The following is a 23,167-nucleotide window of genomic DNA, read 5'->3' as shown; positions in this document are numbered from 1 at the left end:
CCTCGATTCCTTCCTTTGATAAGGTTAATTTCAAGGAATCGGGGCGGAACGGCGGCTGGAAACGCATTTCGGGCACGGCGGCGTTAGTTTTTCACCACACCTTTAGAAGCGGCCGGCTTGTTGCTCAGCGTAATCGCCGGCATACGGCAGCTTGAACCATTTGCCCTGAAGGGCCATGAGCATCAGCACGATCCACAGGATAAAGGAGAGCGGAGTCAGCACCAGCGATGCAAGCCATCCCAAAAACGGGATGAGCCCGAGGATCAGGTTGATGACGGTCAACGCGCCGAATACGACAATCGATTGCATCGCGTGAAATTTGACGAACCGGCTTTCTTTCTCCAGAACCAGAAATATAATGCCGGTGACAAAGATGCCGGCGTAGCAAAGCAGTCCGGCGACCTTGGGGTCCAGTCCGGTGGAGGAGCGGGACAAGTTCGGTTCCTGCACGGGGCGACACATCCTTTCTAATCAAAAGTTCTCGGTATGGCATATGTATTCGGGCTCGGGGACGGGTATACCTGCCAGATCCACAAAAGAATCGACATTTTGCTCGCAATTTGTAACTTCCTTGCATCTGGCACCGTTTTAAATAGAGAGAAGCGGTGTAATGAGTTACAGACGAATGGAGAATGGGAGATTATCATGACAATGCTACGAAAATACAAATGGCTCTTCGCGGCCATCGCCCTTGTTTTGATTGCCGGAACGGTCGGCTATTATAATCGAATGCAGCTCGCCATTTGGGGCTTCGACACCTTTCTTTCGTCAAATGTGGAGAAGGAGCTGGAAAAATCGTATCAACCGCTCGAGGGGCGCGAGCCTGTCGTCGTCACCCATGCGGAAACGAAGCAAATCGAGCCGTTCTCGCTCTTGCTGCTCGGCCTCGACCAGCGGGGCGGTGAGCGCGGACGCTCGGACACGATGCTGTACACCGTCGTTCGTCCGGTGGACGGCGCGTTGCTGATGGTCTCAATTCCACGCGACGCTTATGTCGAGATTCCGGGTCGTCACGGTGACAAGATCAACCATGCTTATGCCTACGGTGAAGCAGAGCTCGCAGTCGAAACGGTCGAATCACTCTTCGATACGAAGGTTGATCATTATGCGACCGTCAACTTTTCCGGATTCCGCGATGTGATCGACGAGATGGGAGGTATCTCCTTGCCGATCGACAAGGACCTGGTCAACGACGATCCCGGGCATGAGAAGTTCGTCGTTAAAGCGGGGCAAGACCTTTACAACGGTCAGGATGCGCTGAATTACGTGCGCTTCCGCGAGGATGCCGGCGGCGACATCAGTCGTACGGGTCGCCATCAGACCTTCGTCAATGCGGTGTTGGAGCGAGCGGGAGATATTCAGAATTGGAGCAAAATTCCGCAGCTAATCGAAACGATGGGCGACAATTTCGCCACAGACATGAAGCCGGATACGATCATTGATGTCGCTAAGGCGATGGTGCAGGCCGATACGCGCTCGATCTATGGCGAAACTCTTGGCGGGAGCGGCGGTTATTCCGATTCCGGCGCCTGGTATTTCTACCTGGACGAAGAAGATCTGACAGAAGCGAAAAGCTGGATTGCCGATTGGCTGGACGACACGCGCACTTTTGCGCGGCTGCCGCGGCCCGGCCAATACGACGGAGGCACCGGCGGCGGCCGTCCGCTCTCCGCATCCGAGGCGGTAGAGCAATAACGCAAATTCTACAGTACGATAACGGAACGGAGTGTCCAATTCGATATGAACATTGCCTTTTTTTTGCTGCCCAAGCAAGAGGTGATCTGCATGACGCAGGAGGCAACTCTGCGGCAGACGCTGGAACGCATGGAATATCATAGGTATTCGTCTGTGCCTATTCTCGATAGCGAAGGCTGTTATCGCGGCACGGTGACCGAGGGCGACCTGCTCTGGTACATGAAGAATCATTCGCAGCTTTCCTTTGAACAAACGCATCGCGTCAAGCTGGCGGAGGTCCCGCTCTGTCTGAAGCATAAGGCTGTCGCGATCGACGCCAACATGGAAGACCTGATCTCGCTCGCCAAGGTACAGAATTACGTCCCGGTGGTCGACGATATGAACCGCTTCATCGGCATTGTGCGGCGCAGCGATATCATTGACTATTGCGCGCGAGTCGTGCTGGAGGCGTCTGCGCAATCGGCCGAAAGCGCCGAGCGGCAGGTCAAGCCGCCTCAAGCGGTGGAACAGGAGGCCTAACCGATGCCGATGCAACGAAGCGGAAGAGGCAATCGGCGGCGCAGTGGCCGTACACGTCTGCTGGCGGGCGCGGCTGCGATCATTGTAATCGCGGTCGGCGTTTATCTGGCGTGGTCGCTTTTTGGCGGCGGCTCGAGTCCGGAATCCGGCAACGACCAGACGCCGATCGCCGGCGAGACGACGCCGGATGGCGGACAAGCCGGTGACGGCGAGCAAGGAGACGATCGTGCGAACGGCGAGGCAGAGGCTGATGGGGATGAAGAGACCCAGGCCGATCCGGAGGAGGAGGCGACGCCCGAGGAACTGGGGAAGGTATACGACATCGTCATCGCAGGGGGCCGCGTCGTCAATCCCGAGACGCATCTGGACAAGGAAGGCATGAATGTGGGCATCAGCGGGGATACGATCGAAGTCGTTACCTCACAGCCGCTGCAGGGCGAGCGCGTCATCGATGCGTCAGGCCTCGTCGTGGCGCCGGGTTTCGTCGACAATCTGTCGTACGACCCCAATCCGCTCGGCGTGTGGAACAAAATCGCCGACGGCGTGACCTCGAATATCGCCATGCACGGCGGCACCACGGTGCCGGAGCAATTCTACCGCTATTACGAGCGTGATAGGCCCCCGGTTCATTTCGGGGCGTCGTGGTTCTACACGCGGGCGCGTTACGACCAGCAGCTCGGCCGCTACGACGCTGCCCGCCCGGAGCATACCGAGGCGCTCTTGCAGCAGGCGGAGCAAGCCCTCCAGGAGGGCGCGCTCGGCATTTCGTTCAGCTTTGAATATGTGCCGGGGATCACGCAGGAGGAAGTCGAACCGTTGATGGACCTGGCCTACGAATATAATGTTCCGGTCTACTTCCACGGCCGCTACTCCGATATGGAGGAGCCCGGCACGAATATCGACACGATGGAGGAAATCATCGGCTATGCTCGCAAGTCGGGAGCTGCCGTGCACATTGACCATATTAACAGCACGGGCGGCACATTCTCCATGGAGCAGTCGCTGCAGATGATCGACGAGGCGCTGGCCGAGGGGCTGGATATTACGGCTTGCGTGTATCCGTACGATTTTTGGGGCACATATCTGAATTCGGCGCGCTTCGACGAGGGTTGGCAGGAGCGCTTCCGCATCTCGTATGACGATCTGCAGATTGCAGGCACCGAGGAGCGGCTCACCGCGGAATCGTTCAAGCGATATCAGGCGGAGGGCAAGCTCGCCGTCGCCTATGCCATTCCCGAGGAGGATACGGTGCTGGCGCTGCAGCATCCGAATGTCATGATCGGCAGCGACGCCATCCTGGAGCCCGGGCACAACAATCACCCGCGCGCCTCGGGGACGTTCGCCCGCACGATCGGCCGCTACGTCCGCGAGCAGGAGCAGATCACCCTGAGCGAAGCGATCCGCAAGCAATCGCTGCAGCCGGCCCAGCGGCTGGAGAAGCAAGCGCCGGCCTTGCGCAAGAAGGGGCGCATTGCCAAGGGCATGGATGCGGACATTGTCGTATTCGACCTGGAGACGATCAGCGACCGCTCGACGGTAGTCTCGCCCGAGCTGACCTCGGCGGGCATTGAGTACGTGCTGGTCATGGGCCAACTGGCGCTGGAGAACGGCGAGCTCAATCGGGACATCCGGCTCGGGCAGGGGCTGCGCAGCGAGTTCGTCCGCTTCGAGGAGGCGGCCGGGGAGCTGCTGTGGACGGACAAGACATATCCGCTCGTGAATTATCGCGACCGGCTCTATGTCGATCTGGCGGCGCTGGCGGAGCATAATTACGGCGTCAGCCACGTCTCGACGAGTAAGGTATACGCCATTGAGGCCGGCGGGACCGCCTCCGAGGCAGGCCCCAGTCCGGCAGCCGAGCCGCAGAGCGGCACCTTGATGCTCGAGCGCGGCTACACGGCTGATGCGGACGGCGTCCAAGCGGAGCTGCTCTCGATCGGCGAGCGTGTGTTCATGCCGATCACCGATCTCGAGGCGCTCGGTCTGAACCTGGTCAATGACGGCGACGTATGGACGATCGAATAGCCAAGTATAGCGATCTGCGCCATGCGGCGAATCCGCACAGGCGAATCAGCCCATCAGACCGGCCCTATATCCAGGGCCGGTCTTTTTCTAACGAAGACGAGTCATCCCGGCACGCCTTATGACGCGGCCCCAATTTGTGTTATAATGAGGCTTAACGTTGCCCGAACGGGCAGCACGTACAGCATTCGGACGGATTTTGAATCAAGAGGTGAACGGTGTGACTACTGGCCTGAAATCGCTGCTGTGGAGCTCGGCGGCATTGGGATTGTTGGTGTTATTGCTTGTGCCGGGGCTGAATTTGATCGCAGCTGCGCTACTGATTGTGCCGTTTGCCGTGTTGTATACGAGCGTGTCCGCGAGGCTGTTCGCAGGGTGCGTGGCGATTGTGCTGGCGCTCGGGTTTTGGCTGCTTGGCCCCGGGGCTTTGATGCTCGGTATCTTTTTCCTGGTGCCGGCGATCGTCATGGGGCACCTGTATCGCCGCGGCGCGCAGGCGCGCACGGTGATCATGGCCGTCTCGTTGACGCTGTTGGCGGAATTTTTGCTGGAGCTGTTGGTTTTCTCGGTCTTGCTCGACATCTCGCTGATCGGCGAAATGACGAAGCAGGTCCGGCTCATGTTCGCGGAGCTGACCGCGCAGACGCCTGCCGGACAGATGTGGGATCCGCAGATGACAGAGCAGCTGATCAAGACGCTCGTGCATGCCATACCGCTCGTGCTCATTCTCATTTCATTCCTGTGTGCGGTTGTCGCCCACTGGGTCGCGCGCCGCGTGCTTCGCGCCGCTTACGGCACCGAGGTGGCAGGCGCCAAGCCGGCCCGCGATTGGATGCTGCCGCGTGTGTTGGTGTGGTATTATTTGATCGCGCTCGTGCTGGATTTGTTCGTGCCGGCCGGCGACGATTCGTATTTGACCGTCGTGCTGGTCAATTTGATTCCGCTCTTGCGGTTTGCCTTTTCCATTCAGGCGATCGGGTTTTTCTTCTATGTCGCTTACCAGCGCGGGTGGAGCAAGGCTGTGCCGCTGCTGCTGGCCATCCCGGTGCTGATCTTCCCGCCGCTGAGTCTGATCGGCGTGCTGGACGTGGCGTTTCCGATTCGCAAGTCATTCAAAAAAACATAGGTACAGGGGCGGGTTGTAATGCCGAAGTTTCTAGTCAAACGCTGGCATGGTATGCACCATGTATGGGCATTTGTCCTGCTGGTGGCGCTTACGATCGCACTGACGTTCTATCAGTGGGCGCTAGGCCTGGTCGGCCTGCTGCTGACGCTGGCGGTTGGCGCGCTATCCTATGTGGCGGAGCGCGCTTTTCGACGCGACTTGAAGGCGTATATGAGCACGTTGACGTATCGCGTCAAAAAAGCCGGAAGCGAGGTCATCACCGACCTGCCATTCGGCATCGTGCTATATAATGAAGACAAAATCGTGCAATGGCACAATCCGTTCGTCTCGGAGATCATGGGCCGGGAGTCAGTCGTCGGCGAGCCTCTGGCCGAGCTCATTCCGGCCTGGAAACCGGGCAAGGAAAAGAAGCGTCTCGTGGAGGTGCCGATCGGCGAGCGCATGTATGAGCTCATCGTCAAGCACGAGGAGCGGCTGATCTATATCCGCGATATTACCGCGCGCTGGAAGCTGGCCAAAACCTACGAGGATGAAAAGCTCGTGCTCGGCGTCGTCGTGATGGACAATCTCGACGAGGTGACACAGGGGATGGACGATCAGCAGCGCTCGGCGCTGATGTCCAAGGTGACGGGGGTCATCACGGACTGGGCGCAGCGCTATCAGCTCTATCTGAAGCGGCTCAATTCCGATCGCTACCTGATCACGACGAACCGCGAGACGCTGCGTCAGCTGGAGCATTCGCGCTTCGTCATCCTCGACGAGGTGCGCGAGCTGACGCACGACCAGAAGATTCCGGTGACGCTGAGCATCGGCCTGGCGACCGGCGGCGACACGCTGATCGAGACCGGACAATGGGCGCAGCGGAGTCTCGACATCGCGCTCGGCCGGGGCGGCGATCAGTGCGCAGTCAAGCAAGGCGACCGCCAGACCTTCTACGGCGGCAAGTCCAATGCAGTGGAGAAGCGGACCCGGGTGCGGGCGCGCGTCGTCGCCCACGCCCTGCGCGACATGATCAAGGACAGCAGCAACGTCGTCATCATGGGGCACAAGATGCCGGACATGGATTCGGTGGGGGCGGCGATCGGCGTACTGAAGGCGGCGCGGTTATTCGGCCGGGACGGCTACATCGTGCTCGACGGCGTCAATCCGGCGATCCAGAAGATGATGGAGATCGTCAAGGAAGAGGAGCCGCTCTACAAGTGCTTCGTCACGCCGGAGCAAGCGCTCGGCCTGATTGACGCGCGCAGCCTGGCGGTCGTCGTCGACACGCACCGCGGCTCGATGGTCGATGAGCCCAAGTTGTTGACGCATACGGAACGGGTCGTGGTCGTCGACCATCACCGCCGCAGCGAGGAATTCATCACCAATCCGATGCTGGTCTATATGGAGCCGTATGCCTCCTCGACCTGCGAGCTGGTGACGGAGCTGCTGCAGTATATTATCGATCGGGTCGTGCTCGATGTGACCGAGGCGACGATGCTGCTGGCGGGGATCACGGTCGACACCAAGAGCTTCTCGCTGCGCACCGGAGCGCGGACGTTCGAGGCGGCGTCCTTCCTGCGGCGCAATGGCGCCGATTCGGCGATGATCCAGCGCATGCTCAAGGAAGACCTGCAGCAGTACATTAAGAAGGCGGAAATCATCAAGGATGCGGAGCTCGTGCACGAGCATATCGCCATCGCAGTGACGGACCCGAGCCGCACCTATCCGCAGCTGCTGATCGCGCAGGCGGCCGATACGCTGCTCAATATGAACGACGTGCTCGCCTCCTTCGTCATCGGGCAGCGTCAGGACGGCCAGATCGGCGTCAGCGCCCGCTCGCTCGGGGCGATGAATGTGCAGGTCGTGATGGAGCGCCTGGGCGGGGGCGGCCATCTGACGAATGCGGCCTGTCAGTTGGAAGGCTCGCCGGCCGAGGTGGCGGAGCGACTCAAGCAGGTGCTGGACGAAATTGAAGAGGAAGAGGGGTTATTCGAATGAAGGTCATTTTCTTGCAGGATGTCAAAGGGCAAGGCAAACGCGGCGAGGTCAAAAATGTCTCGGAGGGCTACGCCCGCAATTTCCTGTTGCCCAAGGGGCTCGTCAAGCCGGCCTCGGACGGGAATATCAAGACGCTCGAGGTGCAGCATGCCTCGGAGCAAAAGCGCAAGGACAAGGAGAAGGAAGAAGCGCAGGAGCTGGCGGCAAGGCTGGGCGAGCTGATCGTCGTCATCCCGACCAAGGCCGGCGAAGGCGGCCGGCTGTTCGGCGCCATCACGAGCAAGCAGATCGCAGAAGCGCTGGCGAAGGCGGAGAGCATCAAGGTCGACAAGCGCAAGATCGAGCTCGACGAGCCGATTCGCTCGCTCGGCATCACGGAGGTGCAGGTGAAGCTGCATCCCGAAGTGAAGGCGAAGCTGCGCGTCCAGGCGGCGGAGGAATAATGGCGAGCCTGCTGCATCGGCGCATGGACGCGCGCCGGAGCGCATCAAGAGTCGGGACAGGTGAAGCGCGATGAGCTCGGAGATGATGTTCGACCGCATCCCGCCGCAGAATCTGGAGGCCGAGCAGGCGGTGCTGGGCGCGATCCTGCTGCAGGGCGAGGCGCTCATCACGGCAATGGAGCGGCTGCGCAGCGAGGACTTCTACAGCGGCGCCCATCAGTTGATCTTCGATGCGATGGTGGAGCTGGGCGAGAACAACGAGCCGATCGATCTGGTGACGCTGACGGCGCATCTGCAGGATCAGCAGCAGCTGGAGGAGATCGGCGGCGTCAGCTATCTGGCCAAGCTGGCGGGAGGCGTGCCGACGGCTGCCAACATCGACCACTATGCCCAGATCGTCGAGGAGAAGGCAATGCTGCGCCGGCTGATCCGCACGGCGACGCAGATTGTCTCCAACGGCTACGCCGCGGCCGACGATGTCGGCCGCTTGCTCGGCGAGGCCGAGCAGCGCATCATGGAGCTCTCGAATCGACGCTCGAGCAGCGGCTTCGTCTCGATTCGCGACGTGCTGATGGAGGTGTTCGACCGCGTCGAGCAGCTCTATACCAACAAGGGCGGGGCGACGGGCATCCCGTCGGGCTTCTCCGATCTGGACCGGATGACGTCGGGCTTTCAGCGCAATGATCTGATCATCGTCGCGGCTCGGCCCTCGGTCGGCAAGACCGCCTTCGCCCTCAATATCGCGCAGAATGTCGGCGTGCGGGCGCGGGAGACGGTCGCGATCTTCAGTCTGGAGATGTCGGCCGCGCAGCTCGTGCAGCGGATGATCTGCGCGGAGGCCAATGTGGACGCGGGCCGGATGCGGACCGGGTATCTCGAGGGCGACGATTGGGAGAAGCTGACGATGGCGATCGGCTCGCTCTCGGAGGCGGAGATCTACATCGACGATACGCCCGGCATCACGGTCGCGGACATCCGTGCCAAGTGCCGCCGGCTCAAGAAGGAGCGCGGCCTCGGTATGATCCTGATCGATTACCTGCAATTGATCGCCGGCCGGGGCAAGGCGGGGGAGAATCGCCAGCAGGAGGTGTCCGAGATCTCGCGGACGCTCAAGCAGATCGCCCGCGAGCTGGAGGTGCCGGTGATCGCCCTGTCGCAGTTGAGCCGGGGTGTCGAGCAGCGTCAGGACAAGCGCCCGATGATGTCCGATCTGCGGGAGTCGGGCTCGATCGAGCAGGATGCCGATATTGTGGCGTTCCTGTATCGGGACGACTACTACGACAAGGAGTCGGAGAAGAAGAACATTATCGAAATCATCATCGCCAAGCAGCGGAACGGGCCGGTCGGCACGGTCGAGCTGGCCTTCCTCAAAAATTTCAATAAATTCGTCAGCCTGGATCGGGCGCATGAGGAGCCGGGTTACGCATCATAGCCCTAAATCCGAACATTCGGATTTAGGGATAATGAATTGTTCGCATTTGATTTGACAATGAAAATCGGGCCTGCTACACTGTTAGTGCTGCCTTAGGCGCGCACTCCTGCGCAAGGGGCGGTAATTTTCGGTGTGGTCAAGCACTGAATCGGGGGTATGCGCATGTCTACGGTAGTGGTTGTCGGAACGCAGTGGGGAGACGAAGGGAAGGGCAAAATCACGGATTATCTGGCTGACGGCGCCGATGTCGTGGCTCGCTATCAGGGCGGCAACAACGCCGGTCACACGATCCTGATCGGCAACAAGAAATACAAGCTGACGATGATCCCTTCGGGCATCTTCAATCACGATAAGCTGTGTGTCATCGGCAACGGCATGGTCATCAATCCCGCCGCGCTCATTGAAGAAATCAATTACATTCACGATAATGGCTTCTCCGCCAAAAATCTCAAAATCAGCGATCGCGCGCATGTCATCATGCCGTATCATCTGGTGCTCGACGCACTCGAGGAGGATCGCAAGGGCGACGACAAGATCGGCACGACCCGCAAGGGGATCGGGCCTTGCTACATGGATAAATCGGCGCGCTCCGGCATCCGCATCGCGGATCTGATGGACGCGTCGGAATTCGAGACGAAGCTGCGCCGGCTCGTCGAGGAGAAGAACCATCTGATTCGCCAGGTCTACGGCGGCGAGCCGCTGGACGCCGATCAGATCCTGCGCGAGTACCTCGGCTACGCCGAGGAGCTGCGCCCGTACGTCACCGATACGTCGGTCGTGCTCAACGATGCGATCGACGAAGGCCGCAAGGTGCTGTTCGAGGGTGCGCAGGGCGTCATGCTGGACATCGACCAGGGCACGTATCCGTTCGTCACGTCGTCGAATCCGACGGCAGGCGGCGTCTGCATCGGCTCCGGCGTCGGCCCGTCGAAGATCGAGCAGGTTATCGGCGTCGCCAAGGCCTACACGACGCGGGTCGGGGACGGCCCGTTCCCGACCGAGCTGCACGACGAGGTCGGCGGCGCGATTCGCGAGAAAGGCCACGAATACGGCACCGTCACCGGACGCCCGCGCCGCGTCGGCTGGTTCGATAGCGTCGTCGTGCGCCACGCCCGCCGCGTCAGCGGCATCACCGGCCTGTCGCTCAATTCGCTCGACGTGCTGACCGGACTGGAGACGGTGAAGATCTGCACCGGCTACCTGTACCGCGGCGAGGTGATCGAGCACTATCCGGCCAGCCTCAAGATGCTCGGCGAGTGCGAGGCGGTATACGAGGAGCTGCCAGGCTGGAGCGAGGACATCACCGGAGTGAAGTCGCTGGAGGAGCTCCCGGCCAATACGCGCCGCTATGTGGAGCGGGTATCCGAGCTGACCGGCATTCCGATCGCGATCTTCTCGGTCGGCCGCAATCGCGAGCAGACCAATCCGGTCATCGAGATCTATTGAGATCGTCGCCTGTTCAGGGCGCTTTCACGGCTTCGCTTATGCGAAGTCGTTTTTTTTATTTCCCGGGAAAGGAGAATGGCCGCCCGAATCTTGGTCCATACTGGTAGGGTGAGAGACTGGTAGGGTCAAGGCATAGAAAGGGTGACCAAGTCATGTGGAAATGGATCGCTTCGATTGGGAAGGCGGCGGCGATTGTGCTGATCGCCAGCTTTTTGTCGATCTGGACGACGGGGTATATCGTAAACAGCTATATTATGACGATCGTCAAGCAGTACAAGCTGCCGCTGGAGATCCAGCCGGTGGCACTCTCCGGCGTGTGGGGCCGGCTGTGGGGAGCCGAGCAGGTGACGGCCGAGGAGGATGGCGACCTGCTGACCGAGCGCGATGCGGCGGAGACCGGCGGCTCAGCCGGCGACCGGACCTCGAGCGAGGCGGGGGGCGCAGACCTGTCCTCGGGCGAGGATCACGACGACCCGGCCGGCAGCGGCGCACCGAGCGGCGACGGGGCGGCATCCGAAGAGCCGGCCGACGGCCTGGGCGATCCGCGCGGGGAGAACGGCGGCGAGGCATCCTCCTCGGAGCGCGAGGGCGAGCAAGGCGGCGTAGAGGGCGAAGCCGGAATCGGCAGCCAAGCACAGGGAGACGGAGCGGGAGCGAATGCGCCCGTGGCGGAGCCGGATGCGACGGGGGAGCCGCCACGCAGCACGCAATCTGGAGGCGGGGAAGGCGCGAGTGCGGATGCGGGCGCGGCGCGGGGCGAGATCGAAGACACACAATTGTCGGATTCTTCGGACGATGCGCAGGCGGCGTGGACGACGGAGACGGCCATGACCGAGGAGGAGCTGAGCGAGGTCAAAAACGAACTCAGCGCATCGGATCGGGACCAGCTCTTTTCGCTGCTGATCGGCGAATTGCCGCAATCGGCGTGGCAGGAAATCTCCACCTATATGGAGGATGGATTGACGGATGAGGAGCTGCAAAATGTGCAGCAAATCGTCGCGCGTTATTTGGACGAAGCCGCCTATGAAGAGCTGATGGGCATTCTAAAAAAATATTAATCTCAGATCGCTCCAAGAGCAGTTGCTCATATTGTCTGCACTGTGTTAAAGTAGATTTCGTAAATTGACAAGCTAGGGCTATTTTCCCGAAATTCTGTCGGATTTACGAAAATGAACGCATCGTGCAAGCGATAAAGGAGCAGATCATGACGGTTTTTAGGAATAAAGGTCCAGCCGACCAGCCGCCGATTCAGACCCCCGCTGCAGACGAAGGGAAGACGGTCCGGGTCAAATGGATGGCGGTGGCAGGGCTCGCACTCATCGCCCTTGCGGCGGCTTGGTTCGGCGTACGTGCCCATATTGAAGCCAATACGGTCTCTTTTTATCACGTATATAAAGACGGCGAAGCCATCGGAACGGTGGATTCGAAGGAAGACGTAGAGCAGTTGACTGCTCGGCTGGAAGCCGAGGCGCGGCAAGCGCATCCGAATGCGACGATGATCGTCGAGACGGGCAGGATCACCTATGAGCCTGATAACGCTTACAAGGCGGAAGTCAACAGTGCGGCAACGTTGGCGCGGCTGGCGGATACCTTCGCCGTGACCGCCGCCGGCGCGGAGGTGCGCGTCAACGGCAAGCTGATCGGCATCGCCAAGGACGAGGCCGCGGCGCAGCGCGTCTTGGAGCGCGTGCAGGAGCAGTACGCAGGCGCCGGAGAAGGGGCGGCCAAGACGGCGTCCGAGCCGGAGGTGAAGGCACTGGCGTATGACGCTGCCACGGCGGCAGCGGCGCCTGCGGCGCCCGAATCATCGGAGCTGGTCTCGATCAAGATCGTGGAGGATGTACATACGGCGGACATCCGGGTAGCGGACCCGGATCGGGTGAGCGGCGAGGATGAGCTATTCGAGCGGCTGATCCAGGGTACGACGCGTCCGACTCAATATACGGTGCAGGAGGGCGATTGCGTCGGCTGTATCGCGCAGAAGTTCGAGGTGCCGATGGAGACGATCCATGCCAATAACCCGTGGATCGTGGACGAGATCGTGCGTCCGGGCGATGTGCTCGATCTGACGATCGAGCAGCCTGCTGTGACCGTGCAGACGATCGAGCGTGTGACGGAGACGATCACGCTCGAGCCGCCGGTGGAGATTCGCGAGAATCCGGACATGCCGACCGGCACGACAGAGGTGATCCGCCCCGGCAAGGCGGGCGAGAAGCGCGTCACCTACAAGCAGATCAAGCAGAACGGCAAGCTGCTGAGCGAGGAGCCGGTAGAGGAGACGCTCGTCCGCGAGGCGGTGCCCAAGGTGGTCATGAAGGGCACGAAGGTACTCGGGGAGGGTACGGGCACCTTCGCCTGGCCGGTAAACAATTACCGAATCACGAGCAAGTACGGGCCGCGCTGGGGCCGTCAGCACAAGGGCATCGATCTGGTCGGCAATTCCAGCATCCTCGCTTCCGACAATGGCGTCGTCGAATTCGCCGGACGCAAGAACGGATACGGCAATGCGGTCATCATCGACCATAACAACGGCTATAAGACGCTCTACGGTCACATGAGCAGCCTGTCGGTGGAGCAGGGCGAGATTGTGGAAAAGGGTGACAAGCTCGGCGTAATGGGTACGACCGGCAACTCCACGGGCATCCATCTTCACTTCGAGATCATCAAGGACGGCGAAGTGCTAAATCCTCTGAACTACTTAAAATGATTCCTTCATTAATATAGCGGCCGACCTGGCAGCGCGCGCTCGCCCCGACAAGGGCAGCGCGCGCTTTTTTATTTGCCAAGGCCCTTGCCATCTGATGACCATGTCATGAGCTGCAAAGCGAAAGGCGGCATTGCCGATTGCGAAAGCGCTACCAGCCTGGAATAATGAGTCCAGGCAAAGCCGTTGCCCAACAGAGCGTCCGGCGCTTCTTCTCAAGCGGGAATATGGGCGCTGGCGCCGCTCGGTCATGAGATGACAAGCGGCGACGCCGATTGCGTATTGCTTCCTGGCGGAGACGCGCTACACTGGTAGCATGGGCCGCGGACGTGGCGACAAGCGCCAACGATCGCGCTGCACGCAGACTGCACAATACGCAAGCGGCAACGGCTGGCCGAATCCGATCGTGGAACTTCATAAGGGAGGTCAAATGAACGATGCGTAACATGCCGAACAAAAGAAAGCTGTCCCTGCTCTTATTGCTGTCGCTGGTGCTCGTGCTGGCAGCTTGCTCGGGCGGCAACAATGCCCCGGGAAATTCGACAGGAAACACAGGTGGCAACGCTGGCGCAAATGCAAACGGCAACGCAGGCGGGAGCGGCGAAACGGCGCCGGTCAAGCTCACCTACTGGGTGGCGATGGACGGTAATGCGTCGCGCTCGCTCGGCAGCTACAGCGAGATGCTCTTCTTCCAGGAGCTGGAGAAGCGTACGGGCGTGGAGGTTGAATTCCAGCATCCGGCCGTCGGCAGCGAGAAGGAGCAGTTCAACCTAATGATCGCCTCCGGTAATCTGCCGGATGTCATTGAGAGCGATTTCACCGCGTATCCGGGCGGACCGGAGAAGGCGATCGCCGATCAGGTGCTGATCCCGCTCAACGACGTCATCGACGAGCACGCGCCGAATCTGAAGGCGTATCTCGACGAGCATCCCGAATTTCGCAAGGAAATCGTCACCGACGACGGGACGATCTATGTCTTCCCGAGCATCGGCATCGGCAACCGCGCGGTGTCCGGCGGCCTGATGCTGCGTCAGGACTGGCTCGACGAGCTCGGGCTCGACGTACCGGTGACGATGGACGACTGGACGAATGTGCTGCGCGCATTCAAGGAGAAGGGCGCGGCCTTCCCGTTCACGGCTCGCCTGGGCACGTTCAATGCGACCAATGCGTTCAACGGCGCATACGGCGTCGGGCAGAACTTCTATCAGAAGGACGGTCAGGTCAAGTACGCGCCGCTCGAGCCAGGCTACAAGGACTACCTCGCCCAGCTCAATGCCTGGTATGAGGAAGGGCTGCTCGATCCGGACTTCGCCACGCAGGATGCCAAGGCCCATGACGCCAAGGTCAGCAACGGCGATTCGGGCGCATTCTTCGCCTACATCGGCAGCGGCATGGGGCGCTTCCTCAATGCGATGGAAGGACAGGAATTCGACCTCGTCGGCGCGCCCTATCCGGTATTGAACGAGGGCGAGGAGCCGTACTTCGTCAACAAGCCGTACGAATACCGCGGCGGCGGCAGCGCAGGCATCACGCCCAACAACGAGCATGTGGCCGAGACCGCGGAGTGGCTCGACTACCTGTACTCTGACGAGGGGCATATCCTCAAGTCGTTCGGCATCGAGGGCGAGACGTTCAACATGGTGGACGGCGATCCGCAATACTCCGAGCTGATCATGGATAATCCGGACGGCCTCTCCATCGGCGAAGCGATGGGCAAGTATCTGCGGGTGTCCACTCCGACGCCGGGACTGGTGGGCGACGACCGCTACGCCGAGCAATATTACGAGTACGAGCAGCAGAAGAAAGCGTCCGCCACCTACAGCGAGCATCAGGACAATGCCGATCAAGTGCTGCTGCCGCGCATCAGTCAGACGCCGGACGAAGCCAACGAGCTGTCGGCGATCATGGCCGAGGTGCAGACGTACCAGGACGAGATGCTGCTCAAGTTCATCATGGGGTCGGAATCGCTCGAGGACGGCTACGAGGCGTACACCGAGCAGCTGCGCAAGATGAACATCGAGCGGGCGATCGAGCTCAAGCAGGCCGCATTGGAGCGTTACAAGCAGCGTTAAGCTCATACGCGGGTGAAGCAACAGCAAGCCCGCCGGATGAGGCGGCAGGATGAGGCGCGGCCTGCGGGCCGGGCCGGACTATACGGCCCGCGGGCCGAAGCAAGGGCTTTTGCGCCGGCGGGCGGGGCGGGCTGCGGCCGGCCTCGCTCGCGGCAAAGGCGAACAGGAGGGTGCCGCAATGAAGACATTGGCGCGCGATTACAAGAGGCACAAATATTTGTATTTCATGATTCTCCCGGTCGTGCTGTACTATGCGCTGTTCCAGTACGGGCCGCTCTACGGCGCGATCATCGCCTTCAAGGATTACCGGATCGCCGAGGGATTCCTGGGCAGTCCGTGGGTTGGCTTCAAGCATTTCCTGAGCTTCTTCGACAGCTATTACTTCTGGCGGTTGATGAAAAACACGCTGCTGCTCAATGCTTACTTGCTGCTGTTCTCGTTCCCGGCGCCGATCATCTTCGCACTGCTGATCAACGAGATCGGGCGCAGTCTGTTCAAGCGCTTCGTGCAGACGGTCACGTACCTGCCGCACTTCATCTCGCTCATCGTCATCTGCGGCATGATCACGCAGTTCGTGGCACGCGACGGCATGATCACCGATCTGCTCGTCTGGATGGGCATGGACCGCACGGCGCTGCTCGGACAGCCGGAGTACTTCCGCACGATCTACGTCGTCTCCGACATCTGGCAGAGTGTCGGCTGGGGCTCGATTATCTACCTGGCGGCGATCAGCGGCATCAATCCCGAGCTGTACGAGGCGGCGACGATCGACGGGGCCAACAAGTGGCGCCAGACGATCAACGTGACGCTGCCGGGCATCCTGCCGATCATCATCATCCTGTTCATCCTCAAGATGGGCAACATGCTGGAGATCGGATTCGAGAAGATCATCCTGCTGTACAACCCGAATACGTATGTCACGGCTGACGTGATTAATACGTTCGTCTATCGCAAGGGCCTCGGCGAGTCGTTCGAATTCAGCTACGCGACCGCGGTCGGCCTGTTCCAGGCGGTCATCAACTTCATCCTGCTCATCCTTGCGAACCGCTTCAGCCGCAAAGTGAGCGACAGCAGCCTGTGGTAGACACGGGAGAGGGGGACTCGTCATCATGCATGTGATTCGCAAAAGCAAAGGGGAGCGCATCTTCCAGGGGGCCAACACGGCATTCATGCTGTTCATGGTCGTCATCACGCTCTATCCGTTCGTCTACGTCGTCATGTCCTCGCTCAGCGACTCGCGGCAGCTGCTCTCGCATACGGGGACGCTGCTGTGGCCCAAGGGCTTCACATGGGAGGCGTACAAGCTCGTCTTCCAGAATCCGAACATCACCCGCGGCTATCTCAATACGCTCATCGTCGTCGTGGGCGGCACCTCGCTCAATCTGCTGCTGACGTGCATGGGCGCGTATGTGCTGTCGCGGCGCGGCGTGCCGTGGGCGCCCAAGCTGATGCTGATCATCGTCTTCACGATGTTCTTCTCCGGCGGCCTGATCCCGATGTACCTGCTGGTCAACAACTGGCTGCATCTGGGCAACAGCCTGCTGGCGCTGATCATCCCGAGCGCGATCTCGACCTGGAATCTGATCATCCTGCGCACCTCGTTCGGCGCCCTGCCGGACAGCCTGATCGAGTCGGCGCGCATCGACGGGGCCCATGACTTCACGATCCTGTTCCGCATCGTCATCCCGCTGTCGATGCCGGTCATCTCGGTGATGATCCTGTTCTACGGCGTGCAGCACTGGAACTCGTGGTTTCAGGCGATGATCTACTTGCGCGAGCGGCATCTGTTCCCGCTGCAGCTCGTGCTGCGCGAGATCCTGATTCAGAATAGCACCGAGTACATGATGGCCCAAGGTGACGCGGACGTCGAGTCGGTCGGCGAGAGCATCAAGTACGCGACGATTATGGTGGCGACGCTGCCGATCTTGTTCGTCTATCCGTTCATGCAGAAATATTTTGTCAAAGGTGTTATGATAGGATCAATCAAGGGCTGATCGCCAGGCCCGGGGCAGGGAGCGTGACGCGACGTGAGCAAAGCGCCAGGCAAGCCATCCACCAGCGTGCGCAGCCGCTGGCTGCGCTCGTATGCGATCGTGCTGCTCGTGCCGATCGTGCTGATGGGCGTCACGTACTTCCAGACGAGGCGCGTCATCGAGCATGAGATCAACCGCGCCAATACGGCGCTGCTCACGCAGCTGCAGCAGGACATCGACAGCCATCTGGAATACGCCTACCGGCTGAGCGGGAACATCGCCTACAACGAGCATGTCAACGCGCTGCTCGTGCAGCAGCGTACGCTCGGCTCCGCGCAGCGCATCACGATGGTGGAGGCGATCAAGGATTTCAAGGTGTACAACAGCACATCCCGCTACCTGAACCATTTCTACATTTACTTTCAGGAGGGGGATTTCGTGCTGACCGAAAGCTCGAACTACACCTCCGATATGTACTACGATCTCCACCTGGCGGACACCGAGCTGACGCAGGTCAATTGGAAGCGGTTGCTTGGACAGCAATACCGGGGCCAGTTCATGAATATGAGCAGCATCGCCGGCGCCGGGAAGCGGGGCATGCTGTTCATGCAATCGCTGCCGATGGGCGAGCGCGGCGCGCCGCGGGCGACGCTCGTGGTCGAGCTGAGCGAGGAGCAGCTATTGCCGACGATTCGCAACGTGCAGGCGTACAATCAGGGCGAGGTGTTCATCCTCGACAGCTCCAGCCAGGTGCTGACCTCCTCGCTGGCGGAGCCGAGCGACATGCCCGGGCTCAAGGGGCTGCGCGGCGAGCTCGGCACGGTGCGCAGCCAGTGGCGGGGCGAGGAGGTCGTCATCTCGTATATCCAGTCGGGACGCACGAACTGGACGTACGCCTATGTGCTGCCGGCCAAGCTGTACAGCGAGAAGGCGGAGTACGTGCGCAATCTGACGCTCGTCATGCTGCTCGTCGCGCTCGGGCTCGGCACGCTGTCGGCGGTGTGGCTGGCGCGCCGTAATTATCATCCGCTGCAGCGGCTCATGCAATCGCTGGCGCTGCGCGCCAAGATCGACCCGCACGGGCGCGGCAACGAATACGCGTATATCGAGGAGGCGCTGGAGCGCACGCTCGGCCGCAATCACGAGATGAACCGGATCATCGAGCAGCAGAAGAAGGTGCTGTACTCCAATCTGCTGCTGCGGCTGCTCAAGGGGCGCGTGGAGCGGGGCTATCCGATCCGCGAGGCACTGCGCGAGTACGGGATCGAGCTGCATTCGGACCGCTTCGCGGTGCTGCTGTTCTACGTCGAGGACTATAGCGGGCTGCTGGGCGCGCAGGACGATCCCGGCGAGACCAAGCACGAATTCGTGCAGCTCATCTTATCCAACATTGTCGAGGAGCTGGCCGGGCACGCCCACCAGGGCTGGATGACCGAGATCGACGGCATGCTGGCCTGCATCGTCAATGTGCGGGAGGAAGCGAGCGACGAAGCGGCGCGCGCCGATCTGCTGCAGCTGGCGGAGGAGGCGCAGCGCTTCATCGGGCGCAAGTTCCACATCCTGTTCACCGTCGCGGTGAGCAACCTGCACGTCATGGCCGAGGGCCTGCCGGCGGCGTATCAAGAGGCGCTGGAGGCGATGGAGTACAAGCTGCTGTACGGCTCGCAGGCGATCATCGGCTACGACCAGATCCGGCAGCAGGATGCGTCGTATCTGTACCCGCTGGAGAAGGAGCAGCAACTGATCAACCACGTCAAGGCGGGCGAGCATGCGAAGGCGCAGGCGATCCTGGACGAGGTCATCGACCGCAATCTGGCGGAGCCGGGGCTGTCGATCGAGATGGTGCGCTGCCTCATGTTCGACATGACGAGCACGATGATGAAGGCGGCGATGGAGGCCAATCTCGACCAGTCCGAGCTGTATGCGCACAACCTGCGGGCGGTGCAGGAGCTGACCGGCGGCAGCACGGTGGCGGCAATGCGCTCGCGCATGAGCGAGTTCCTCGCCGAGGTGTGCGCCCACGTGACGAGCCGCCGCCACAGCCACAGCGAGCGGCTCAAGGCGCAGGCGCTCGACTACATCCACGCGCACTACGCGGACAACAACCTGTCGGTCAATACGATCTCCGAGCACTGCGGGGTGCATCCGTCGTACCTGTCGCGCTACTTCAAGAGCCAGGTCGGCGAGACGGTGTCGGACTACATCAACAAGCTGCGCGTCGAGCACGCGAAGCGCCTGCTGGCGGAGGACGAGATCCTGATCAAGGACGTCGGCGAGGCGGTCGGCTTCTTCAGCATCAGCACGTTCATCCGGCTGTTCAAGAAGTACGAGGGCGTGACGCCAAGCGTGTATCGCGAGACGGCGCGGCTGGAGTAGCGGTGGTGAGGGGGAGCTGGTGAGGCTGTAAGGGAATCGTAAGAGGAGTGCTGGGCTAGGGGATGGGGCAGCGTTTTTGGGGCGTGGCTGAATGTAGAGCATGAGATGCGCAGAGCAAAATAGGGATTAGAGTGTAAAGCCGACCGCCGCGGTCGGCTTTTTTCGACATGGTGCGACAGGAGGCGACGTGGAAGGATGGGACGAAGGTACCGAATTGTGGGAAATCCGGGATTTTCCCTTGAAAAGCAGTTTTTGGGTGTGGTAGGATTTGGGATGTCTTGAACCGGTTCGAGATAAAAAATATGGAATATTAGAAATTCAGTATTTCTATTAAGCTCGCGTCTTTAAAAATTTTTTGTACCAGGTGGAGGTTGTTAAAATGATTAAGAAAAAAATTCTTTTCTCATCATTTGTTGTTTTATTATGTTTATTAGTTGTTTCTATGAATGAACAAGTGATAAAAGCTAATAACAGTGGTTTAGAAAAAGATTTAGAATTAAACCTAATAAATAAAAATATTAGGAATGAGCTAATGGAAAATGGTATGAAAATTAAAGAGTCAAAATTGAATTCAATTTTTAGAAGTGCGAAAAATTCGAATGGAAATAACGGTAAAATTAATCTAAAAATAACTAATAGTAAAGTTATAAAAGGAGACACTTTAATAGATGGAACAGTTAAAGTAAAATTTAATGAACTAGAATTTAAAACGAATTTTGATAATCAAAAGTTATTGGAATTACAACTTGAAAATGGTGATTATATCAGCTTAATTGAAATTGATTCTAAGGTTGATGTTAAAAACGAAAAAAGAAACTCTTCTGTTTTTTTTGCTTTATTCCCAAATGAAGAAAAATATTACGCAAGTGTTTCTGTGGGAGAAATCAACTCAGGTGATTTTTTAGCTGTAGATTTTGGAGAACGATTCTTAAAAAAAGACTTAATGAATCAAGTAGAGCAATCGCTTAAAATCATGGAAGAAAAGGAATTCCATTTAGATGATCAAGTAACTAGCAAACAAACTTCGGCAGCCTCAGTTAATTGGGGAAGTTACACTTATAAAGCAACAGTAGATACTGCTTTTTCTGATAGTAACCAATATTGGGGAAGGGCAGCAGTTTTGGCCGTTGGAAGGAAGTATTCAACTAACTGCCAATGCGGTGAAGTGATTCTTAAAGCTTTTGTTCCTTATGAAGATGTAGAAAATGAATCTGGAAATAATTATATTATTCCCAATAAAATAAAAATGGGAGTTGAACATAATAATGGACAAGTAAATGAAGTGTATCCTTTAGAGACGTCTTCTACATCAACTACTGTAATTTATGATTTTTTAAGTGTGGCTGGTGTTCCAACTAATACTATAGCTTCAGTAGCAAATGGTTTTAGCTCTTCTATAACTCATTTATCAGGAAATTCTGGAAACCCACAAGATAAAGCTATTGAATATGCGAGGGGATTAGGTTTATCTAGTACTACATTTATTCCTGCTAATGTATCAACTAATAACGTTGTAAGTACCTACGATGGTGTTCAGAGAGGTGCAACTGCTTATTTTAACGTATCAAATTATCAACCTAATGCGACTGTCAAGTCGTATGCCCAAGTAAGATATAATGCTCGCACAGTTAGTGGGCTATATTTAAACCTTTGGTCTGACGAGGCGTATGCTATACATTACGTGAATCAATAATTATATTTTATGGAAATATTTTAATCCAAAAAGAGTTGAATTACAACTCTTTTTGGATTTTTGAAATTTTAAATAAATATTATAAATGTTCCTTGGTAACGCTGGTTTACAATGGCACGAAGTTAGCATGTGATCGTCTAAATCGCCACTTACAAGAACAAGCCGCATAATTTTCAAAAATCGGAAATACTCAAATTCGGTTAGTCTACGATTCAGTAACTAAGCATTATAAAATTGATTCAATTTTGTTATAATTTCAAACTTTAATTACTAAGAGAAGGCGGTGTTTGCATTATGAAAAAACCTGTAACATCTATTATATTAATAAGCGTATTTGTTATAGGGATTGTTTTTTATATCAATACTCAAAATCGTCTACATGAAAATCAACAAATCGGATATCTTTTGCATGCGCAACATCAACTAACCGCTTCAATTATAAATAGCATAGAAACGGAACAAACGGTTGATCATATCCGTGGGCAAATTCAGTCGATTCGATATATTGGATTAGGTGCCGGTTTTTTTGAAAATGTTAATGGGTATATTGAATACTGTCTTGTTGAATTGGACGAAGGCGGTCCGGAGAGCGTGCTGCCAACACTGAAACGCGCACTTGCCCTCACTGACAAAGCCGTTCAGGATCAAAGCGATAAAACTGAAACGTTGGAAGCATGGAACAATTTTTTGTTAGAATTTAAGTTTCCCAATTCCACAAGCGCATCATAAATCCAAAAACGTAGAGCCTTCGACAATGTTCAATTTAATTCCTCAAAATCTGCATGTGAAAATTCTCCGGCAGTGTAATAGGATGAAATGTAGAATTGGATACAAAAACCAATTATGGATTTGGAATTTATATATATGTTTTTGTCAATATCTTTTTGAGCCAGCTCACATTCCGCACCCTGAGCATGTGGTAGCGAATGGAATTTTTGGGGGTCAAGCAGCCGTTAAACAGATGTAGCGATGGTTCAAGGAGCAAAACCACCGCGGAGTCAGGCGATTCGATTAGCCAAGATAGACCGATTCATTCAAGCCGAGACTGGCCAACACACGCTTCTCTTCTTTAGTCAAGGGTCGAGCGAATTGCCTGGTTCGGGTCCCGTCCGGCATACGAAACACGACAACCTTCCGGTACTTGAAGATTTGGAAGATGGCCGCGGCTGTGGGCTTGCGCAGGATCCGACCGCCCGATCCATGCATCGGGTTTTGCTCGGTGATGTGCTGCCTGATTCGTCGTTGGAACACGCGATAAACGGTAAGCGCCAGCAAGAACAAATACCCCAGCACCTTCACGTGCTCCGCCTTCTTCAGGTAGATTTCATCGGTGTACACGGGATCCTTCAGGAACGAGAAATTCATTTCAATGTGAATTTGTCCTTTATATAAGCCGAGCAGCGCCGCTCCATCCATCGTTTCGCCGCGCCACTCGGACGGCAAGGTGGTGGCCAGCACGAAGCGGGATGCCCGCCGGCGCGCTTTCTGAAACCGCGCTTCGTCCGGCGTGATGGCGGCCTCCAGCACGTAGACCGTATCCACTTGGGGAACATCGCCGTGCTTCGGACGTCCTCGTTTTTTGCGAACGACCTCCTTGAATATTTCAGTGCGGCGGAGCCGCTGAGTTAATGAGTGAGAGCCACGATGTTAATGAAATAGAGCCACCGTGTTAATGGACAGAGCCAC

At 57.7% G+C, this 23,167-nt stretch carries 17 protein-coding genes and 1 pseudogene; 16 read left to right on the top strand and 2 right to left on the bottom strand.

The window, feature by feature from the left end; genetic code table 11:
- Window positions 1–102: 102 nt before the first annotated feature.
- Window positions 103–450 carry a DUF4870 domain-containing protein gene (locus IDH44_RS22635; protein ID WP_317890238.1) on the bottom strand — a complete coding sequence of 116 codons (348 nt, stop codon included), beginning with the start codon at window positions 448–450 and terminating at the stop codon, window positions 103–105.
- A gap of 195 nt (window positions 451–645) precedes the next feature.
- On the opposite strand from IDH44_RS22635, the gene IDH44_RS22630 reads away from it, so the two are divergent.
- The 16 genes from IDH44_RS22630 to IDH44_RS22555 all read left to right on the top strand — a co-directional run bounded on the left by IDH44_RS22630 (window position 646) and on the right by IDH44_RS22555 (window position 22,210).
- Window positions 646–1,695 (top strand): LCP family protein, encoded by a 1,050-nt coding sequence (locus tag IDH44_RS22630; protein WP_223869952.1) that lies wholly within the window; start codon window positions 646–648, stop codon window positions 1,693–1,695.
- Window positions 1,696–1,740: 45 nt separating this feature from the next.
- Window positions 1,741–2,214, top strand: coding sequence for a CBS domain-containing protein (locus tag IDH44_RS22625; protein ID WP_190921104.1), 474 nt, complete (start codon window positions 1,741–1,743; stop codon window positions 2,212–2,214).
- Between the two features lie 3 nt (window positions 2,215–2,217).
- Window positions 2,218–4,239: an amidohydrolase family protein gene (locus IDH44_RS22620; RefSeq protein ID WP_190921103.1), complete on the top strand. Its 2,022-nt coding sequence runs from the start codon at window positions 2,218–2,220 to the stop codon at window positions 4,237–4,239.
- A gap of 157 nt (window positions 4,240–4,396) precedes the next feature.
- The gene (locus tag IDH44_RS22615; RefSeq protein ID WP_223869951.1) at window positions 4,397–5,362 is read left to right on the top strand and encodes a DUF2232 domain-containing protein; all 966 of its coding nucleotides are present in this window, start codon (window positions 4,397–4,399) and stop codon (window positions 5,360–5,362) included.
- Between the two features lie 18 nt (window positions 5,363–5,380).
- On the top strand, window positions 5,381–7,342 hold the full coding sequence (locus tag IDH44_RS22610) for a DHH family phosphoesterase (protein ID WP_190921102.1): 1,962 nt from the start codon (window positions 5,381–5,383) through the stop codon (window positions 7,340–7,342).
- Entirely contained in the window at window positions 7,339–7,785 is a 447-nt protein-coding gene (gene rplI / locus IDH44_RS22605; RefSeq protein WP_190921101.1) for a 50S ribosomal protein L9, read from the top strand. Before IDH44_RS22610 ends, rplI begins: the two co-directional genes overlap by 4 nt.
- A 70-nt stretch (window positions 7,786–7,855) precedes the next feature.
- Window positions 7,856–9,217, top strand: a complete 1,362-nt coding sequence (dnaB, locus tag IDH44_RS22600) for a replicative DNA helicase (protein ID WP_190921100.1) — start codon at window positions 7,856–7,858, stop codon at window positions 9,215–9,217.
- Window positions 9,218–9,379: 162 nt separating this feature from the next.
- Entirely contained in the window at window positions 9,380–10,663 is a 1,284-nt protein-coding gene (locus IDH44_RS22595) for an adenylosuccinate synthase (protein WP_190921099.1), read from the top strand.
- A 152-nt stretch (window positions 10,664–10,815) separates the two neighbouring features.
- The gene (locus tag IDH44_RS22590) at window positions 10,816–11,721 is read left to right on the top strand and encodes a hypothetical protein (protein ID WP_190921098.1); all 906 of its coding nucleotides are present in this window, start codon (window positions 10,816–10,818) and stop codon (window positions 11,719–11,721) included.
- A gap of 146 nt (window positions 11,722–11,867) precedes the next feature.
- Window positions 11,868–13,370, top strand: coding sequence for a M23 family metallopeptidase (locus IDH44_RS22585; RefSeq protein ID WP_190921097.1), 1,503 nt, complete (start codon window positions 11,868–11,870; stop codon window positions 13,368–13,370).
- Window positions 13,371–13,804: 434 nt separating this feature from the next.
- The gene (locus IDH44_RS22580) at window positions 13,805–15,439 is read left to right on the top strand and encodes an extracellular solute-binding protein (protein WP_190921096.1); all 1,635 of its coding nucleotides are present in this window, start codon (window positions 13,805–13,807) and stop codon (window positions 15,437–15,439) included.
- Between the two features lie 178 nt (window positions 15,440–15,617).
- Window positions 15,618–16,523: an ABC transporter permease gene (locus IDH44_RS22575; protein WP_190921095.1), complete on the top strand. Its 906-nt coding sequence runs from the start codon at window positions 15,618–15,620 to the stop codon at window positions 16,521–16,523.
- A 25-nt stretch (window positions 16,524–16,548) separates the two neighbouring features.
- Window positions 16,549–17,433 carry a carbohydrate ABC transporter permease gene (locus IDH44_RS22570; RefSeq protein WP_190921094.1) on the top strand — a complete coding sequence of 295 codons (885 nt, stop codon included), beginning with the start codon at window positions 16,549–16,551 and terminating at the stop codon, window positions 17,431–17,433.
- Between the two features lie 33 nt (window positions 17,434–17,466).
- Window positions 17,467–19,788, top strand: a complete 2,322-nt coding sequence (locus tag IDH44_RS27255; protein ID WP_190921093.1) for a helix-turn-helix domain-containing protein — start codon at window positions 17,467–17,469, stop codon at window positions 19,786–19,788.
- 379 nt (window positions 19,789–20,167) lie between these two features.
- Window positions 20,168–21,481, top strand: a complete 1,314-nt coding sequence (locus IDH44_RS22560; RefSeq protein ID WP_190921092.1) for a hypothetical protein — start codon at window positions 20,168–20,170, stop codon at window positions 21,479–21,481.
- 294 nt (window positions 21,482–21,775) lie between these two features.
- A complete protein-coding gene (locus IDH44_RS22555) occupies window positions 21,776–22,210 on the top strand; it encodes a hypothetical protein (protein WP_190921091.1) in 435 nt (144 codons plus the stop codon).
- A 282-nt stretch (window positions 22,211–22,492) separates the two neighbouring features.
- Here IDH44_RS22555 and IDH44_RS22550 read toward each other — a convergent pair.
- Window positions 22,493–23,083, bottom strand: a pseudogene (locus IDH44_RS22550) (IS1634 family transposase); the annotation flags it as partial.
- Between the last annotated feature and the right edge of the window lie 84 nt (window positions 23,084–23,167).

The organism is Paenibacillus sabuli, from assembly GCF_014705605.1.
Lineage (GTDB): Bacteria > Bacillota > Bacilli > Paenibacillales > Paenibacillaceae > Paenibacillus_D > Paenibacillus_D sabuli.
The sequence above is the reverse complement of the archived record's forward strand: the minus strand, read 5'-3'. Positions and strand labels throughout refer to the sequence as shown.

Bases quoted from the DNA above. Each gene is read 5' to 3' on its own strand.
- IDH44_RS22630 (WP_223869952.1), top strand. From the start codon at position 646: ATGACAATGCTACGAAAATACAAATGGCTCTTCGCGGCCATCGCCCTT.
- IDH44_RS22625 (WP_190921104.1), top strand. From the start codon at position 1,741: ATGAACATTGCCTTTTTTTTGCTGCCCAAGCAAGAGGTGATCTGCATG.
- IDH44_RS22620 (WP_190921103.1), top strand. From the start codon at position 2,218: ATGCCGATGCAACGAAGCGGAAGAGGCAATCGGCGGCGCAGTGGCCGT.
- IDH44_RS22610 (WP_190921102.1), top strand. From the start codon at position 5,381: ATGCCGAAGTTTCTAGTCAAACGCTGGCATGGTATGCACCATGTATGG.
- rplI (WP_190921101.1), top strand. From the start codon at position 7,339: ATGAAGGTCATTTTCTTGCAGGATGTCAAAGGGCAAGGCAAACGCGGC.
- dnaB (WP_190921100.1), top strand. From the start codon at position 7,856: ATGAGCTCGGAGATGATGTTCGACCGCATCCCGCCGCAGAATCTGGAG.
- IDH44_RS22595 (WP_190921099.1), top strand. From the start codon at position 9,380: ATGTCTACGGTAGTGGTTGTCGGAACGCAGTGGGGAGACGAAGGGAAG.
- IDH44_RS22590 (WP_190921098.1), top strand. From the start codon at position 10,816: ATGTGGAAATGGATCGCTTCGATTGGGAAGGCGGCGGCGATTGTGCTG.
- IDH44_RS22585 (WP_190921097.1), top strand. From the start codon at position 11,868: ATGACGGTTTTTAGGAATAAAGGTCCAGCCGACCAGCCGCCGATTCAG.
- IDH44_RS22580 (WP_190921096.1), top strand. From the start codon at position 13,805: ATGCGTAACATGCCGAACAAAAGAAAGCTGTCCCTGCTCTTATTGCTG.
- IDH44_RS22575 (WP_190921095.1), top strand. From the start codon at position 15,618: ATGAAGACATTGGCGCGCGATTACAAGAGGCACAAATATTTGTATTTC.
- IDH44_RS22570 (WP_190921094.1), top strand. From the start codon at position 16,549: ATGCATGTGATTCGCAAAAGCAAAGGGGAGCGCATCTTCCAGGGGGCC.
- IDH44_RS22560 (WP_190921092.1), top strand. From the start codon at position 20,168: ATGATTAAGAAAAAAATTCTTTTCTCATCATTTGTTGTTTTATTATGT.
- IDH44_RS22555 (WP_190921091.1), top strand. From the start codon at position 21,776: ATGAAAAAACCTGTAACATCTATTATATTAATAAGCGTATTTGTTATA.